Origin of the sequence: Priestia endophytica DSM 13796 (assembly GCF_900115845.1) — a bacterium.
Classification (GTDB): domain Bacteria; phylum Bacillota; class Bacilli; order Bacillales; family Bacillaceae_H; genus Bacillus_I; species Bacillus_I endophytica.
The window spans coordinates 25,946-43,863 of the sequence record NZ_FOXX01000018.1 but is presented as its reverse complement, the minus strand read 5'-3'; the positions used below and the strand labels follow the sequence as shown (position 1 = coordinate 43,863).

Annotated in this window: 14 protein-coding genes and 1 pseudogene; 3 read left to right on the top strand and 12 right to left on the bottom strand. The window is 36.7% G+C overall.

The window, feature by feature from the left end:
* Positions 1-465: 465 nt before the first annotated feature.
* The 4 genes from BM012_RS22420 to BM012_RS22405 all read right to left on the bottom strand — a co-directional run bounded on the left by BM012_RS22420 (position 466) and on the right by BM012_RS22405 (position 5,424).
* The gene (locus tag BM012_RS22420) at positions 466-1,872 is read right to left on the bottom strand and encodes an MDR family MFS transporter (RefSeq protein WP_061804957.1); all 1,407 of its coding nucleotides are present in this window, start codon (positions 1,870-1,872) and stop codon (positions 466-468) included.
* Between the two features lie 161 nt (positions 1,873-2,033).
* On the bottom strand, positions 2,034-2,501 hold the full coding sequence (locus BM012_RS22415) for a MarR family transcriptional regulator (protein ID WP_061804958.1): 468 nt from the start codon (positions 2,499-2,501) through the stop codon (positions 2,034-2,036).
* 324 nt (positions 2,502-2,825) lie between these two features.
* A complete protein-coding gene (locus BM012_RS22410; RefSeq protein WP_061804959.1) occupies positions 2,826-3,806 on the bottom strand; it encodes an aldo/keto reductase in 981 nt (326 codons plus the stop codon).
* Positions 3,807-4,242: 436 nt separating this feature from the next.
* On the bottom strand, positions 4,243-5,424 hold the full coding sequence (locus tag BM012_RS22405; RefSeq protein ID WP_061804960.1) for an MFS transporter: 1,182 nt from the start codon (positions 5,422-5,424) through the stop codon (positions 4,243-4,245).
* A gap of 308 nt (positions 5,425-5,732) precedes the next feature.
* Between BM012_RS22405 and BM012_RS22400 the strand changes: the two genes are divergently transcribed.
* Positions 5,733-6,161 (top strand): MerR family transcriptional regulator, encoded by a 429-nt coding sequence (locus BM012_RS22400; protein WP_061804961.1) that lies wholly within the window; start codon positions 5,733-5,735, stop codon positions 6,159-6,161.
* Between the two features lie 460 nt (positions 6,162-6,621).
* Positions 6,622-7,473: an aldo/keto reductase gene (locus BM012_RS22395; RefSeq protein WP_061804962.1), complete on the top strand. Its 852-nt coding sequence runs from the start codon at positions 6,622-6,624 to the stop codon at positions 7,471-7,473.
* Between the two features lie 230 nt (positions 7,474-7,703).
* Here BM012_RS22395 and BM012_RS22390 read toward each other — a convergent pair whose 3' ends face one another.
* From BM012_RS22390 to BM012_RS22355, 8 genes are all read right to left on the bottom strand, one after another.
* Positions 7,704-7,943 (bottom strand): hypothetical protein, encoded by a 240-nt coding sequence (locus BM012_RS22390; protein ID WP_235606172.1) that lies wholly within the window; start codon positions 7,941-7,943, stop codon positions 7,704-7,706.
* A gap of 909 nt (positions 7,944-8,852) precedes the next feature.
* The gene (ptsP, locus tag BM012_RS22385) at positions 8,853-10,565 is read right to left on the bottom strand and encodes a phosphoenolpyruvate--protein phosphotransferase (protein ID WP_061805220.1); all 1,713 of its coding nucleotides are present in this window, start codon (positions 10,563-10,565) and stop codon (positions 8,853-8,855) included.
* Positions 10,566-10,582: 17 nt separating this feature from the next.
* A complete protein-coding gene (locus BM012_RS22380; protein WP_061804963.1) occupies positions 10,583-10,849 on the bottom strand; it encodes a phosphocarrier protein HPr in 267 nt (88 codons plus the stop codon).
* Positions 10,850-11,007: 158 nt separating this feature from the next.
* Positions 11,008-14,550, bottom strand: a complete 3,543-nt coding sequence (locus tag BM012_RS22375; RefSeq protein WP_153018488.1) for a glycoside hydrolase family 32 protein — start codon at positions 14,548-14,550, stop codon at positions 11,008-11,010.
* A 156-nt stretch (positions 14,551-14,706) separates the two neighbouring features.
* Positions 14,707-15,534 carry a mannose/fructose/sorbose PTS transporter subunit IID gene (locus tag BM012_RS22370; protein WP_061804965.1) on the bottom strand — a complete coding sequence of 276 codons (828 nt, stop codon included), beginning with the start codon at positions 15,532-15,534 and terminating at the stop codon, positions 14,707-14,709.
* Positions 15,535-15,565: 31 nt separating this feature from the next.
* Positions 15,566-16,375 carry a PTS mannose/fructose/sorbose transporter subunit IIC gene (locus BM012_RS22365; RefSeq protein ID WP_061804966.1) on the bottom strand — a complete coding sequence of 270 codons (810 nt, stop codon included), beginning with the start codon at positions 16,373-16,375 and terminating at the stop codon, positions 15,566-15,568.
* A gap of 12 nt (positions 16,376-16,387) precedes the next feature.
* Positions 16,388-16,882 (bottom strand): PTS sugar transporter subunit IIB, encoded by a 495-nt coding sequence (locus tag BM012_RS22360; protein ID WP_061804967.1) that lies wholly within the window; start codon positions 16,880-16,882, stop codon positions 16,388-16,390.
* Positions 16,879-17,319, bottom strand: coding sequence for a mannose/fructose/sorbose PTS transporter subunit IIA (locus BM012_RS22355; protein WP_061804968.1), 441 nt, complete (start codon positions 17,317-17,319; stop codon positions 16,879-16,881). Before BM012_RS22355 ends, BM012_RS22360 begins: the two co-directional genes overlap by 4 nt.
* Positions 17,320-17,535: 216 nt before the next feature.
* Here BM012_RS22355 and BM012_RS22350 point away from each other — a divergent pair.
* A pseudogene (locus tag BM012_RS22350) lies at positions 17,536-17,880 on the top strand (DDE-type integrase/transposase/recombinase); the annotation flags it as partial.
* Positions 17,881-17,918 lie beyond the last annotated feature (38 nt).

Below are 17,918 nucleotides of genomic sequence, written 5' to 3'. Positions count from 1 at the left end.
AATGAAAAAATGACTTTAGATAAGCTCAATACAAAAACATTTGAACTAATACACTCTGAAGATATTAGAATTAAGTCTCCTCTCCCTTTTCTAAAAGGCCTTCCATATCTTCTTTATGAGCCTTACAATCATATCTGCTATAAATATAGAAACAAGAAAAATCAGGAATTTAACCTAAAATGAGAATTTTTCAACAAGAGGTACTGCACATGCAAATACAGCGAGATAAGTGGTCATATATAACAAGAAATTACTCATAAATGATGCTCTCCTTAATTATGATTAACTTTCTGAACTTACCTCTATATACGTTTTGCTTGCTTTAACGTGCCATTTATTTCTTTTTCTTTTCATTTATATATACTTTGATGGACAGGTTGAATAGGCTGATGGATAGAGTGAAGGTCGCATGAAAATTGATTCAAAAAGAAACCTGCGCTCGAATGTTCAAGCGCAGGTTCTTTATTATGCACTCTGTTTATGTGTAAGGAATAGACTTGGGATGAAGATTACCGCAAGGACAATGGCGGATACTAAGAATCCGGCATGGTAACCTTTTAAACCATTAGCAATCGTTGGTTGCAATCCTTGTACGGCATTTGCGACAACGGTTGCGATAACAGCTGAACCAAAGCTTGACCCAAGGTTTTCAATAATATTAATACCGATACTTGCTTCTGGAAGTTGTTTGCTGTCAAGTCCTGTATAAGCGTCACTCGTCAATGGAAGATTAATACCTCCGATACTGGTACCACGGATGAACAATACGATGGAAATCCAAATCATACTTGTTTTATCGGTGATAAAGATAAGTGGAATAGATCCGATAAGTGAAAGAACAAGGCTGACCATAACCACGTATTTCGCACCGATCTTATCAATCATTTTTCCAATCAATGGTCGAGTAACAAGCATCCCCACTCCTTGAGGGATTAACGCAAGCGCTGCTTCGATTGCCGTGAAATGACGGAAGTTTTGGAAGAACAATGGAAGTATTAACATTGGTCCTAGAATAGCGATATTGGCCAATAACAAACCGATGCTTGATGCTGTGAAGCTCTTGTGTGCAAACAAATTCATTGGAAGAACGGTTTGATTCTTTCTGATTCGATTATATATGAAGTAAATTACGGCTAAAGAAAGGCCAATGCCCATCCATAGGATTGTTTCGCTATTATTAAATGATGCATGGCGCGCTGCTTTCGTAATTCCGTAAATTACTGTCGCACTCATTAAGGACAAATTGATAACCCCAAAAACATCGAGTTTACTATCTTTGTTGAATGGTTTAAAGTCTGGAATAGTTTTCATCATAAATGGTACAGCAATCAAAACGATGAACACATTGATGAAGAAAATCCAGTGCCATGATGCAACTTGAACGATGAAGCCCCCGATTACAGGGCCTAAGATTGGTCCGAGGATCATAGGTGTGCTGACGATTGCTATAACTTTCCCTAGATTTTCTGGACCTGCTGTTTTAACCAAGAGTGTTGACATAATCGGGGTAATAATCCCAGCGCTAAATCCTTGAAGCAAACGGAAGAAGACGAAGCTAGAAATATTCCAACTGATTCCAGCAAGAACAGAAGTTACACCAAAGGCAATAACTGCACCGATGAAGATTTTCTTTCCGTTAAATTTGTTCATAAGCCAGCCAGATACTGGACCTGCAATTGCAAGGGCCAAAACATAACCTGTAATGGACCATTGAATGGTATCTAATGGCGTGTTGAAATCCTTATTTAGTTTGTCAATGGCGATGTTCACCATAGTTGAGTCAAGCATTGGAGCAATTGCTGCAAGTGCAATAGCCCAAGCAGCTGTGAGGATTTCTTTTGGTAATCCCGGTTCTTTTACTTTGTCTGCCATTTTATTCTCCTCTCAGAAGTTGCGTTTTTGTTTCTTCGGAAACAAAAAAACACTTTATCATGTCTTTGTTTCCTTGTCAACAAAATCACATCAATAAAAAGGCAGCCCGTTCTCAATAGAGTTGGGCTGCCTATGGTTTCATTATTCAAATTTATTACGACTTAATTAATATCTATACCCTGTTTCTTTATTTCTGCATTCAAATGCTTACTATACTTTTCTACGAAGCTAAGCATAATGTCAAATTGTTCCTCGGTTACTTGCTCAAATACGACTTTATCCCGCTCTTGAAACTCTTTGTGCAGTTCCTCATGGGTTTTATAAATTACTTTCCCTTTTTCAGTAAGCTTAAAATAGATTTCTTTCTTGTTATCCGGCTTCTGGTAGCTTTCAATAAGGCCTTTTTTTATAAGCTTCTTAGTTAATTTACTTATGGCACCTCTAGTCATATAAAGGGACTCCGCAAGTTTTGTCACGTTGGGATCTACATTTTTTCCAATGGATTCAATACAATGTACTTCAGAAGGCTTATAACCCTTAAGACGTTCTTCCATCTTAAACTTATTAAGCCAAGCCCCCTTGTTAAATAAGTCCCTGATACTCATTCTGAGCTGTTCTTCTTTGTTCATGGTCTGTCCTCCCACCCGTTGGTGCATCAGCAATAGTGTACAGGATTTTTGTTTCCGTTTCAATAATAAACCAAGAGAGAAGAAGGGATCATTGGACATAGCCATCAAGTTATCAAAGGTTGTTATCCAATTCATCATGTATCTTGTATAAAGAACTAGCTAACATAAGATGTATTATAAGAAGTGTCGTTATTCAATTGTAATATCCGTTCCATTTCACAAGAAGTTCAGCGACTAAGTACCATACAAAAGAACTTATCTATTCTTAAATTTAATAGATTACAAAAATAACGCATCGGGTCAATGGACTCGATGCGTTATTGATTAAATATGACCTACTACCTCGTGGGGTACATATGGTTCTTCTAAAAATGCAATTTCTTCAGGCGTTAACTTAAGAGATAGAGCATCTACAGCATTTTCTAAATGAGATATTTTCGTTGCGCCAATAATAGGAGCTGTTACTTGTTCTTTCTGCAACAACCATGCAAGTGCAACATGAACACGTGGAACCCCATGTTTTTCTGCAATTGATGCCACCCGCTCCACTACTAATCGATCTGCTTCTATAGTTCCATCATATTTAGACTTTTGAATTTCATCTGTTTTAGAACGATATGTTGTTTCTGCCCAATCACGTGTCAATCTTCCGGATGCAAGTGGGCTATATGGAGTTACCCCAATTTTTTCTTCTTTGCAAAGGGGTATCATCTCTCGTTCCTCTTCACGGTATAGAAGGTTTAAGTGGTTCTGCATCGATACAAACTTCGTCCATCCGTTTTTCTCAGCTACATGCAATGCCTTTTGGAACTGCCATGCGTACATGGCAGAAGCACCAATATATCTTGCTTTTCCAGCCTTCACAACGTCATGTAATGCTTCCATTGTCTCTTCAATGGGTGTATCGTAATCCCAACGGTGAGTAATATAAAGGTCTACATAATCCGTTCCAAGACGTTTCAGACTTTTATCGATTTCACTCATGATGGCTTTTCTAGAAAGACCAGCACCATTAGGTCCTTTATGCATGGGTTGGTGTACCTTAGTTGCAATGACAATTTCATCCCGATTAGCATAATCCTTTAGAGGACGTCCGAGAATTTCTTCACTTACTCCATGTGAATATACATTTGCTGTATCAAAGAAGTTAATACCAAGATCAAGAGCTTTTTTAATAATAGGACGACTCTTTTCTTCGTCAAGTACCCATGGATGAACCCAATTAACAGCATCCCCAAAACCCATACAACCAAGACAAAGACGAGATACATCTAATCCGGTATTTCCAAGCTTCACATATTCCATTGATGATTCCTTCCTTTCTCCTATACATACTTTTAATAATTTTCATCCAGCAAATATCCATTTATTTCTCATGTAGTAACTGTTTTTCAGTCTTTTTAGCTTAATTCCTAAACAACTTTTGAAATCAATACGGTTCTTCTTTATAAGTTCCTCCTATCCTTTAGTGTTATAGATCAAGTCATTCCTATTTGTCCCATTTATATGTTTTACTGTTTGTATTGACAAATTGAGTAACTTGATTGGATATAAGTCTATCACCTTCGAGTAACGCGAAGTCAATACTTTTAATTGCTGTTAATATAAACATCAAATAAATTCTTTACACAAAAAGACAGACTAGTTTTATCTAGTCTGTCTTTTCTAATATGTCATTTACATTTAAATCAACATATCGTTTAGAGGTATTAAATGATTTTTATCCGCCGTAAACTGTTATTTACTTCATCCCTTCTGTTGAAAGGTGTTTTTTGAAATCAAACATATATTTTCTTATTAAAATAGATACTAAACTCAATAACAGGAATAGCAATCCTCCCAATACGATGTATTGTGCTCCCATTCCTGATATAAATAACCCACCTACTGCTGTACCAATGGTTATTCCTAAATTACTAAATGATAAAAACAACCCATTTGCAAAATCAGGAGCTTCGGGGGCTGCAGAGGTAATCCAATATTGACTGACGTTATTTCCTATAGCAAATAAGAATCCCCATAACAAAATCGTAAACATCATAGGTCCAGTGGATGTTCCCGTGAGTAATGACAATAGATGAACGATCCCTAATACAATGGGAAAAGTTATGGCGGTTTTTATGGCATTTCTCATAAGTAACCTACCACCTACAAGATTTCCAATTAGACTAGATAATCCTAATATAAATAATGCCAAAGTTAAGATGTTCCCTGATATATTCGTAACGGTTTCAAGATATTCTGTAATGAAAGTATTCACACTCGAAGTTGCGGAACCTATAAAGATGACCGTTGCAATAGCTAACCAAATAAGAGGTCTTTTTAATACGCTCACTTGAGATCCATAAGAAAGTCTTTCTTTAACAGGCATAGATGGAATGAATACCAATGTAGCTATGAACGCTACTGCATTAACGACAGCAAAGAATAACATGGTGATTTCTAGAGAGGTTTCACTAGCGATATAATTAGTAATGGGCACACCAAGTATCATCCCTGCAGTTACTCCCAAAATTACTTTAGAAACAGCCTTTGGAGCTTCTTCTCTGCTAACTGAGGTAGCAGCTACTGTCAAAGCCAATGAACAATAAATGGGATGAAAAAATGCTGGAATAACACGAGCAATTAGTAATATGGTAAAGTTTGATGCAAACATGGAGACAATGTTACCTAATACAAAAATGCCAAGGACAAGCAACATGACCTTCTTGCGATTTATACCTGAAAACAATAATGGCATGATAGGACCAGAAATTGCAACAGCAAGGGCAAAGAGGCTCACTAGCAGACCTGCTTGAGATACACTAATATGATAGTAATCAGCAACTAAAGGTAATACCCCAACAACACCCATTTCAGTCGTTAAGATGCCGAACACTCCGATGGTTAATATAAAGATAAGCAAATTATTTCGTTTAGCCATAAAAATCTATCCCCAACTTTCATTCATCAATAATATAGTGATGTAACTTTTGTGATTTACCTTGAACTACCCTAGATTCTTTCTTTTTATTGATGAATAGCTTAAGTTTTTTATTCCATAAATCATCTCTCCCTTTGTGTAGAGTTTCGCTAAAGGGGCCACTCAATGGGCCGAAATCGTCTATATTCCTTGTATTGGAATGACAACTTCAACACCTTTGTGCTACGATAAGCCTACTACCTTCGTGTAACACGAATTCAAGAGTTTCCGAGTAACTTTAACATAAATTTTTTGAGGAGGACTTACTAATGTATACGGTGAAAGAAGTGGCTAAACTCCTTGATCTCACTGAACATACGGTTCGCTACTATACAGATAAAGGATTAGTTCCAAGTTTGCAGCGTGATAAAAATAATAATCGACTTTTTGATCAGCAATCCATCAATTGGCTTAGGGGTGCAAAACATTTGAAACAAAGTGGTATGTCAGTCGAGGCTATCAAAACCTATGTAGACTTATGTCTGGAAGGCGAATCTACTATTCCGCAACGTTATGAGATACTTTTAGAACAAAGAGACAAGGCTTTGGCTCAGTTAGAAGAAGCGAAACAAAGAGCAGAATTTATGGTAAACAAAGTAGAACACTACCGTGATATTATGAATCATATAGTCCCAGATAACATGAATCCTGGGACTTGGTCAAAAAACGACATACAAGAAAAAGCACATCAAAATTAGTGAGAACCGTGAACAACAACACTGTTTTTTAAGGTTAGTTTAGAGAAAGAGGGATAAAAAAGGAGAAGAACAGTTTATACGACAATCTCTATTCCCTCTTACAATAGTAATAGTTAAAGGAATTTACATGCATTTTAAATAACTTAGTTTTCCAATTAGTATCTCTGTTTAATTCATCGTAGTTTCGCTAGGAAATAAGAAAAGCACAAACCCATTGTTACTTAACAGGTTTGTGCTTTTTCTTTATGTATATTTTTACGGATGTTCGTTGGATTTGAGTAGACTAGTCATTTCTTTTACTGTAAATATGGTAAGTCCTCTATGAAGAAATAAATAAACTTAATTCAAACCTATTGACTTCGTGTTACTCGAAGGTGATAACCTAATAGCACAAAGGTGCTGAACTTATAAATCTTAATCAAAAAAGACTAAATAGGATAAAACATAGGAGGAATTGTGTATGCAAAAAGTAAGGTTAAATAATGGTGTGGAGATGCCAATACTAGGCTTTGGCGTTTATCAAATTGAAGATGCAAAACAATGTGAACAGGCTGTCTATGAGGCCCTTATCTCTGGTTATCGCTTGATTGATACGGCTGCGGCTTATATGAATGAAGAAGCAGTTGGAAAAGCAATCAAACGAAGTGGTATCCCAAGAGAAGAAATCTTTATTACAACAAAACTTTGGATTCAGAATGCTGGTTACGAGAATGCAAAGAAGGCATTTGTGAAGTCATTGGAACGACTACAAGTGGATTATATCGATTTATATTTAATTCATCAGCCATTTGGGGATGTATATGGTTCTTGGCGTGCTATGGAGGAATTGTACCATGAGGGTAAAATTAGAGCAATTGGAGTCAGCAATTTCTATCCAGATCGCCTGGTAGATTTAATTACTCATAACGAAGTAGTCCCAGCAGTAAACCAGGTTGAAACTCATCCTTTCTGCCAACAAATAGAAAGTCATACCCTTATGAAAGACAACAATGTTCAGATAATGTCTTGGGGACCGTTTGCTGAAGGAAGAAACAATATGTTCCAAAATGAAGTATTAGTATCAATAGCCAAAAAGTATAATAAATCCGTTGCTCAGGTGATTCTACGTTGGTTGACACAAAGGGAAATCGTTGCAATTCCAAAGTCCGTTCATAAAGAAAGAATCATCGAAAACTTTAACATCTTTGACTTTGAACTAAGTCAAGAAGATATGGAGACGATTACTACGTTAGATACAAAAGAGAGCGTGTTCTTTTCACATAGAGAACCTGACTTCGTGAAATGGCTTGGTAATGTTAAATTTGATATTTAAGGGTATTCATTATCGAAAAAACCGATTTTCAATTAGGAACTTCGGTTTTTTCCTATATATAATTAATTGAGATTGAAAACCAGCACTATTCATAGTTTAAATGGATAATGCTAGTTTTTCATATATACTTATGCTGCATACCATATTATATCTAGTTTACATAAAACATGTTAGAGGTAGTAAAAAAAGCGTAAACCCGTTCAGTAACAACGAGTTTGCGCTTTTTCTTTTCATTTTAAGAAAGAATGTTTATCTCGGATAAATATTCTTCCGAACTTATTGATGCCCCTAAAAATGAGTACACTAATGATAAGGATAAAATTTGCAAAGAAGCCATCCCCTGCCGTATCATCATTTTTCCAGCGAACTTCAATCAGCCATCCAATTCCGTAATTTGCAACAATCCATACAGTAAACAATTTCCAGAAATTAACCCAACTTTGTCCAAACAAAGCAGAGAAGAAGGCCACAATTGACCCACCTCCGAACCAAATAACAACAAAAGTACATATTATAAAAAACGTAAACCTAAAGATAGATCCAAAACATCCCACTACAAATTCACTCCTGATTTGAACTGCATTAATTAAACTTTAATATTTTCATATTTTGTGTGTCAACTGCAGATTCTAAATACACCCGTAATAGCAACGAGTTTACACTTTTTCTTTTCGTTTATATATACTTTTACGGACGGTTTTTTGTTTAAGAACTTCCTATTTATATGTTTGAAGGTTAGACCTATTAGATAAGTTGATAATATAAACCAGACTGGGAACTCAATATCCAATTCACTCCACCCCCACTTATCCTAACTTTTCTTAACTATAGCCATTCCTTCACATAAGAAAGCAAGCCTAGTACAGCTCCAATTGAAGCTCCAAAAAAAATACTCGGAACGTATTTCCCTTTAGTTTCGTTTGTTTTCCCTTTGATATTATCCATCAATATTCCTCCTTTCCTTTATATCTCTGATTATATCTTTCGTGGAATAAAATTCCTATTATTTCAAATTAATGTAGGATTACACTTATGTAGATGATATACAAAGTTAGTTAACTAGGAAGTAATAAAAGCTCAAACTCATTGAATTACAACGAGTTTGAGCTTTTTCTTGCCCTTTAAGTATACTTTTACAGACGTAGAGTAGAAATATTAGTTAACCTTGAGAAAGCTTATTAATGATATTAGTTACATCATAGAGCCCTCCTTAAGAGTATACTAGCTTGGTCAATCGAACAATCAAAATTAGTAGAGCTGTTGTAATGATTATACTAGGCCTTTTTTATCCGTACGCTCATAGAAGATAATGAAAGAAGGAACTATCTCAAGAATTTCCACTTTCAAGACAGTTCCTTTCATAAAAAGTTATATTTTGTTTAAAACTGTTTTTTCACAAATGATACGACTTCCTCTGTTGTAGACATAGAAAGAATGGCTTCTATGTACTGTTCGATGGCTTCTTTTGATAAATGCCGGATTTGAGAACGTGCTTTCAAAATTGAAGTGGCACTCATTGAGAACTCATCTAGTCCTAATCCTAAAAGAATGGGAATTGCAATTTCATCTCCAGCCATCTCACCACACATACCAGCCCATTTCCCTTCTTTATGGGCGGCATCAATGACCATTTTTACAAGACGTAGAATGGCTGGATTATATGGCTGGTAAAGGTAAGAAACGCGTTCATTCATACGGTCAGCCGCAAGCGTGTATTGAATTAAATCATTTGTTCCAATCGAGAAGAAATCAACTTCTTTAGCAAACAGATCAGCGTTTACTGCTGAAGAAGGAATTTCAACCATCATACCAACTTCGATATTTTCAGCTATGTCTACACCTTCTTCTTGAAGTTTCGTTTTTTCTTCTAAAAGAATGGATTTCGCTTGGCGGAATTCATCAACAGTTGCGATCATTGGGAACATGATTTTTAAGTTACCATATATACTTGCACGTAACAGTGCCCGAAGTTGCGTACGGAACATATCTTGCATTTCTAGACATAAGCGAATCGCACGGAAACCTAAGAATGGGTTCATTTCTTTCGGTAAGTTCAAGTAAGTAAGTTCCTTATCTCCACCGATATCAAGAGTACGAACAACAACAGGTTTACCTTCCATACGCTCAAGTACTGTTTTATAAGATGTGAATTGCTCTTCTTCTGTTGGAAGCTCTTCACGCCCCATGTATAAGAATTCTGTACGATAAAGACCAACGCCTTCACCACCGTTTTCTAACACACCTTTTACATCTTCAGGTGTACCGATGTTAGCAGCAAGTTCAACGTGGTGTTCATCTGCAGAAACCGTTTTTTCGTTTACAAGTTTTGCCCACTCAGCTTTTTGAGTTGCGTACTCAGTGGCTTTTTTTTTATAGGCCTTTACAGTTTCTTCACTTGGATTAACGATAACTTGACCATCTAATCCATCAACAATGACTAATAAACCGTTTTCAATTTCTTCCATAACTTTTTTCGTCCCAACAACAGCTGGAATTTCCATTGAACGAGCCATGATTGCTGAGTGAGAAGTACGACCACCAATATCTGTTGTAAATCCTTTTACAAATTTACGATTCAATTGTGCAGTATCAGAAGGTGTTAAGTCTTCCGCAATGATGACAACTTCTTCAGAAATCATACTTGGGTTTGATACGTTTATACCTAAAAGATGTGCTAATACACGTTTTGTTACGTCGCGAATATCAGCTGCACGCTCTTTCATATACTCATTATCCATTGATTCAAACACGTTAATAAATATAGCAGCTACTTCGTCTAATGCGTATTCAGCGTTTACCTTCTCACCTGTAATTTTATCTTTAATTGGATTAATAAGTTCAGGATCGCTTAGAACAAGTAAATGAGCCTCAAAGATCTCAGCTTTATCATCACCTAATTCTTTACGAGCATGTTCTTTAATTGTTTCAAGCTCTGATTTCGATTTCTCAAGAGCAGCTTCCAGACGAGCTACTTCTTGTACAACATCAGTTACTGATTTTTTTTCAATGATTAACTCAGGATTCTCTAAACGAAATGCTTTGGCAATAGCAATGCCCTCTGAGGCACCAATTCCAGTAATTATTTTTGTTATATCCATTGTTTTTATACTCATACCCCAAGACCTTCCTTTTCCATTACCTTATCAATACTTTTAATCACTTGGTCCTCATCAGCACCCTCAGCTATGACTTTTACTGTTGCACCTTCTGGGATTCCAAGTGACATAACACCCATAATTGACTTTAAGTTAATTTGCTTATCTTTATACTCAATCGATACTTTTGATGTAAATGGTGTCACTACACTCACTAGTGTTGTTGCAGGTCTAGCGTGAATTCCAGAATGGCTTGTAATTGTATAAATTCTTTCAATCATATATAATCCTCCATTTTTATAACAAACTTTTCATTAACATAAAGTGAAACTTCCATCAGTGGGGGGGTTCGCATTTTCCTCACTGACGGATTCACATTTAACTATTTGTTCACAAAATGTAATTATAAGCTCTAGCTTTTCATGAAAATATTCTAACACTATCTCTTCGATTTGAATTTTATATCATTAAATACACTTGTAGAGTTCCAGACATTTAATCCAGCAAATCCCTCTGTAAATGAGTTATCTGTTTCATCAATGACAAGCTTGTCATCCAGGTAAACTTTAATATTTTTACCTTTTGCAATGACCCTTAAATTGTAATCTGTATTTCCCTTTAATTTTAGTTTTCCATTGTCATTGTAAACAGTAAGATCCTTGCCTACCCCATCAGTGAATTTGACCAGTTTTACCTTGTTGTTCAAAACATCCACATTTGCAGCATAGGCATTTTTCGCATTAACATCAGAACGGAATACTAAAGCCCCTGCACCGGTTGGATTTGAAACTGTATTATTAAGTACTTTTATATTCGCTTCATACGTAAAGTCTCTGCCTTTTTCACTTGAAAGAGTAAACGCATTTTCCTGACTTTGACCTTGCTTTCCATCAATAGTATCGGCCCAGAGTCCACTACTAGTTTTCCATCCAGACATCTTTGTATGAACAGGGCTTTTTCCCCAAGTTGACTTTAACGGGTAAACATCAAGCGATTTTAATTTAACGGCCCCACCCTTACTATAAAGCTGCAAACCATTGCTTGATGAATTCGGAAACAATTGATCAGTAATGACACTAGTACCATCATTTCCAAATACTTCAGCAGAGGATCGATCTATGAAAATATGCAATTTTATGGTTCCATCTTTTGACCTTAGTGGAGCAGAATGCTTGCCTTTAACATTTTGTCCAAAATTAAAGCTTCCAGAATTCGTTCGGTCAACAAATAGCTTTTGATTATTTACATCATAACCAATTGTTGTATGCTCATTCTTTCCTTTTCGAACCTGAAATCCAAACTCTGTTGCTTTTGTATTTGAAACATCGAATTCTGCAATCATTTCATAAGTGTCTCCCTTTATTCCCGAGAGAAGGTTACTGTTATCAGAGATAACTCTATTCTTAAAGTATGTTTTTTCTTGTTGGTTACGAATTGATTTCAAGGAAACAGGAGTTTGTTTTAAACGTAACCCCTCAGTTGTTTTCGTTAACTCTAATTCCCTAGGCAGCGACGTAGAACTTCTCCATGTAGTAGTTGGTGTGTTATTCGCATACTGCCAATTACTCATCCAGCCAAGCCAGTATTTCTCTCCATTTTCCCCCTCAATATTGCTCCAATCTACCGCAGCATAAAAGTCTGCACCATAGTCAGACCATAAGACCTGATCAGGTCGATTTTCACTTTTAAATGTTTTTCCATCGAAATTACCAACAAAATATTGCATACCTGAACCGCCAGCCGCAGCCCCATCATTTATACTTACTTGTAAAACCCACTTTTTATTTTTAGGATTTCCGTCAACTGGAAGTTGAATTAATGTAGGACATTCCCAAATGCCGCCATTACTCCCATAAGTGGATTCCACCCAATCACCTTCCACTATATTCCAATCAGATAACATTCCGCTTTCTCTTTGTTTCACTACCTGAGGTTCCTTTGCTACATTGTCAACTTTTGTAGGTATTTTACCTGTATTAAATACGTTAACATCATCAAGATTAATATGGCCCCAGCCACCCGTAGCATTATCGACTGCTTTGATATATAATACTTCTCCTAAATACTTTGACGCGTCCCATACATAACGTTGATATTTCTCATCAGCAAACTTCGTGTTCGCCTGGCGAAGTAATTCTTTGTCATCAGAGGCTCTTACTAAGGAGACATAACGGTTTTTTATATCATTTCCTCCACCCATTAATAAATTTATTTCACCAGATCCACTTAACTTAAAGGATGAAGAATGTAATTCTCCTGTCGCATCGTCTCCATTATGCTTATCAGAGAATCCCCATAGATGATATTTCCCATTTTGATCGAAGAGTCCACTCCAATTTGTTGTTGCGTTAGTCACGTGATCATTTGTAAATGCATCGCCACCTACCGTTTTCCATCCGCTTAAATCTCCTGTTTCAAAATCAGGGTTTTCAATTTCTTTGACATCTGTCACAATAAAATTGCCCTTAGTAACATTCTGGAACTTCACAGAAGAGTTCCCAACATACAACCCAAACAATCCTTTTGAAAAAGTTGAATCATTTTCAGTAAGTATCAGATCATTATTTAAATATACGCCAATCTGATTTCCTGCTGCAGTTACTTTGAGTTTATACACTTTATCTGTGTCAATCTTTGTATTTTTTTCAGCAATCACAGTGGAAACCCCATTTTTGAGCTTCGACAGTTTGATTTTATCTGTTGAGGCATCAATGCTAGCAACATATCCGTTTTTCGCATGTGCATCAGCCCGGAATACAAGAGCACCTGAACCACCCTTGTCACCTGAAACGGTCATATCTGATTCATAACTAAATTGCTGTCCCTGTTCCTCACTCATAATAAATCCATCATCTTCTGATTTACCGGATTTACCATCATTTGTATCGTTCCATGTCCCACTAACTGTTTTCCATCCAGACAAGTTTGTTATAAAATTTGTTTTGTTCACGAATTTCACATTGCGAAACACAGATGTGGAATTCCATGCAGTCAATCCAAACTGTCCACTTTCAAAAGATGAGTCTGTTCCTTCAACAGCTTGTTTACCATTTAGAGAAATCTTAAAATGATTTGTATCCGCTTTCACCTTTACGTGATAAGTCTGTGAAGTATCAAGCTTTATTGACTTTGAAGCAATATCGATCACTTTGCCTTTATCGATCTTATTTAATGTTAAAAGATCCTTTTGGGCGTCTAAATTTACCATATATGCATTTGTAGCATCTTTATTTGAACGAAAAACAAGCCCTCCTGCGCCTTCACGTCCATTTTTCTCTATAAGGGAAATATCTCCCTCTAAGGTAAAAGATTGACCTTTCTGTTCAGACAGCGTATACGAGTGGGCATCTCTTTGTCCGTTTGCTTGAATACCTCCGTCGGGACCAAATTCACTTGCATATTTCCATTTTTTTAAATCCGGTGAAGTATAGAACATTATTTTGTTTTTAGCAGCTAAAGACATCACCCATTGATGTGTTTCATCATGCCAAAACACTTTTGGATCACGCCAATCAGGAATCGGGGGGTTTGGCATCACAGGATTCCCCTTATATTTTTTCCACGTTCTTCCCTTATCGTTACTGTATGCAATACTTTGAACTTGTCCCTTACTTCCGGATTGAGTATAGACTGCAATCATTGCTTCTTTACCAAATCCCGCTGTATTGTGCCAATCAATGACTGCACTTCCTGAAAAAATCTCTCCATTTTCATCAGGAGATAAGGCTATTGGGAGTTGCTTCCAACGAACTAAGTCTTTGCTGACAGCATGCCCCCAATGCATGGGTCCCCACGTTGTTCCGTAAGGATGATACTGATAAAAAAGATGATACTCTCCTTTATAATAAATCATTCCATTTGGGTCGTTCATCCAATTGGCTTCTGGAGAAAAATGAAATTGGTTGCGATACTCTTCTTGGTAATATCCAGAATCCTGCGCAAACACTGGAATAGCTGATAATAATGTTAAAGAACACGCCATTCCTACTGTCAATAGCTTCTTTACTACTCTTTTCAAATTACCTTCCTCCTTTACTATTATTCATATTAACTCGGCATGTATGTTCAGATTGGTTTTATACTTTCTACCACTAACTACTTACAACACGCATTTATCTCATAATAGATTAATAATTTATTATCCTAAGAACCCAACCCAATAACCTAAAATACCTATTAAAAATATTGCCATAATGATAAGAAGAGGATTTGCACCTTTTCGAAGCATCCGTGCTACTAATAAAGTCAGCGCTAAAGGAAGTAAACCTGGTAAAATACTATCCAGCACGTCTTGCACGGTTTTTACAACAACTTTACCAGAATCATCTTTGATTCTAGAAACAACTACCGGTATATTGATAGTGGTCCACTTGGAGACGAGAGCCCCCATAACAAACAACCCTAGAATAGAGGCACCTTCTGTTAGCTTTTGAATTCGATTGCCAACTAAATCTTTTAAAATTTCCGTCCCTTTGATGTATCCATATTTTAATCCATAATATTTCAAGCTTAATCTTATAACATTAATTAATACAAAGAATAATAGTGGGCCCGCGATATTTCCACCTAATGCCAGTGACGCTCCTAAGGCTGCTAACACTGGACGTAATGTTCCCCAGAAAATAGGGTCACCCACACCAGCTAATGGTCCCATTAAACCGATTTTCATTCCACTAATCGCTTTTTCATCCAAGTCTTTTTTATTAGCCATTTCTTCCTCCATGGCCGCAGTTACACCAAAAATAGGCGCCGAAATCCAAGGATGTGTATTGAACCATTCTAAATGCCGTTTCAATGCTTGGTTTCTTTGCGCTCCCGGACCATACAATCGTTTAATAGCTGGAATCATCACGTAACAATAGCCCATTGCCTGCACACGCTCAAAGTTAAAAGATCCAAGTAAAAAATTTGAGCGTATGAACATACTAAAAATATCCTTTTTCGTTAATCTTTTTTCATTTTCCATTTCTATTCTTCCCTCCCCTTGAGTTCGCCGTTTAGGTATCTAAATCATCATCATCATCATCGTATACCCTTTCATTGCTCGTAGCTGCTGGTACACCCGCGGGCTGCATTTGATTTCGCTGCTGCATCACTTGCTGATACAGAAGTGCTAAACAAAGACCTAACGCTCCAAATCCTACTAAGTTAAATCCTGTGAATGCTGCTAATAAGAAACCGATATAGAAGAAAGGCTTTAAATGAGGAATATTCATCATATTGATAACCATGGCATATCCTACAACCACGATAATGCCTCCTCCGATTTGCAAGCCTTTTGTAATAACTTCTGGTATATTTCCCAAAAAAGTTTGCACAGCGCTTACACTGATTAATGTAACGATTAAAGTGGGAATCATCACGCGAAGAGCCTGGAAACCCATTGCTGTAATATGCATAATTTCAATTCCTTTAAAGTTTCCTTCTTCCGCATACTTATCTGCTCGGTGAATTAAAAATACTGTGATTGTACGCACAAAAATGGTGAGCACTTGCCCTGCAGCTGCTAAAGCTATAGCCACCGCAATACCTTCACCGATACCTTGACCAGCTGTGATAACTAAAATTGTTGAAATAACAGAAGCAATAGCCGTATCAGGTGCCATCGCTAATCCGACATTCATCCATCCAAGAGCCATTAATTCAAGTGTTCCTCCTAAAATAATGCCCGTTTTTAAATCTCCAAGCACTAAACCTACTAACGTGCAGGCTATGAGAGGACGATGGGATTGCCCTTCGTCCAACACACTTGCGATACCTGTCACAGCTGCGATGACTAACAATAAAATAATTTGTATGGAAGACATAACCCCATCCCCTTATTTGATTTTTGTTTCGTTTCTCAGTAGTTGAATAAAGTTTTCACTAGAATCCGAAGGTAATTGGCGCAGCTCAAGCTTCACACCTAATTCATGTAATTTCTCAAAAGCATCAATATCTTTTTCGGTAACGCTTACAGATTTAGTGATTTGTTTTCGATCATTAGCGAAACGCATGCCGCCTACGTTTACTGTTTCAATAGGCACCCCCGATTGAACAAGAGCAACAATATCGGCTGGACTTTCAAACAGAAGCATCGCGGTTGTATCTTGGTAGCGCGGGCTATGGAAGGCTTTTGTTATTTTAGAGATTGAAACAGCACTCGCTTTTACATTCGAAGGAGCTACCGAGAGAATTAGAGTTTTTCTCATTTCATCCGCTGCCACCTCATCTGAGACAACGATAATTCGATCTGCTGCATTTGTCTTGATCCATCTTGTTAATACCTGTCCATGAATAAAACGATCATCAATTCTTGCTAAAACGATTTTCATAATAATCCATCCTCTCCTATTTGATTTGTTTGTTGGATTTTTTCTAAATGTTCACTGCATACTTGAAAACTTTCTTCATTCACTTGCTTTAATCTTCCTAGCATTTCTTTCAACGTGACATGTTCTCGCATAGCTAATACTTCTAATAACATAGGCAAGTTGACGCCAGATACCATATCCGCTGTTTTGTTTTTTAGGATATATGGAGTAGCCGCATTATAGGGCGTTCCCCCGAAAATATCGACTAAAAACAGCACTTCGTTTTCTAGAGGAATTTCCCCTAGCACCTCTTTGTACTTTTCTTGAAGTGTTTGTGTGCCTTCTCCTTTTAAAAAGGGCACTGCAATTAGGTTATCTTTCTCCCCAAATATCATTCTTGAAGACCCTTCTAATGCTGTAGCAAAATCTCCATGTCCACTAATAATGACTGAAATCATATATTTCTTCTCCCCTCTTTTCAAGTTTCTCACTAATTATTAATGCAATTTCCGTGCCAAAAAAGTGTATTGAGCGTTTTCACTTGTTTTTCAGCTACTTATTTTTATCTTTTAATACACATTTATCTAAACAAACAAACCTGTATTAAAATAGACATCATTTTAATACAGGTTTGTTTTTATACTTGTGAACTATTAAAAATAAGGTTCTAGTGCAAAAGCTTCAAGGTATTTCATGTTTCTAATCCCCATGTCATAACAGTTGATAAGAATTCTGCCTATCCTGTAGTGATTGAAGAGTTGAAGAAAGAAAAAAAGATGCCAGAAGGCATCCAAATAAGGCAAGTGAAATATCTGAACAACATCGTGGAACAGGATCACCGTTTCATTAAGAAACGTGTACGTTCTATGTTGGGATTCAAGTCGTATGAAACAGCCACTTCTATATTGAATGGCGTTGAAGCCATGTATATGATGAAAAAAGGACAACTTCATCCACAGGTGAAGTCTATCCAAAATGAGGTTGAATTCATTCATAAGTTATTCGGAATAGCTGCTTAATCTCAAAGTTAACAGGATATTATCCTCCTATGTTTCTA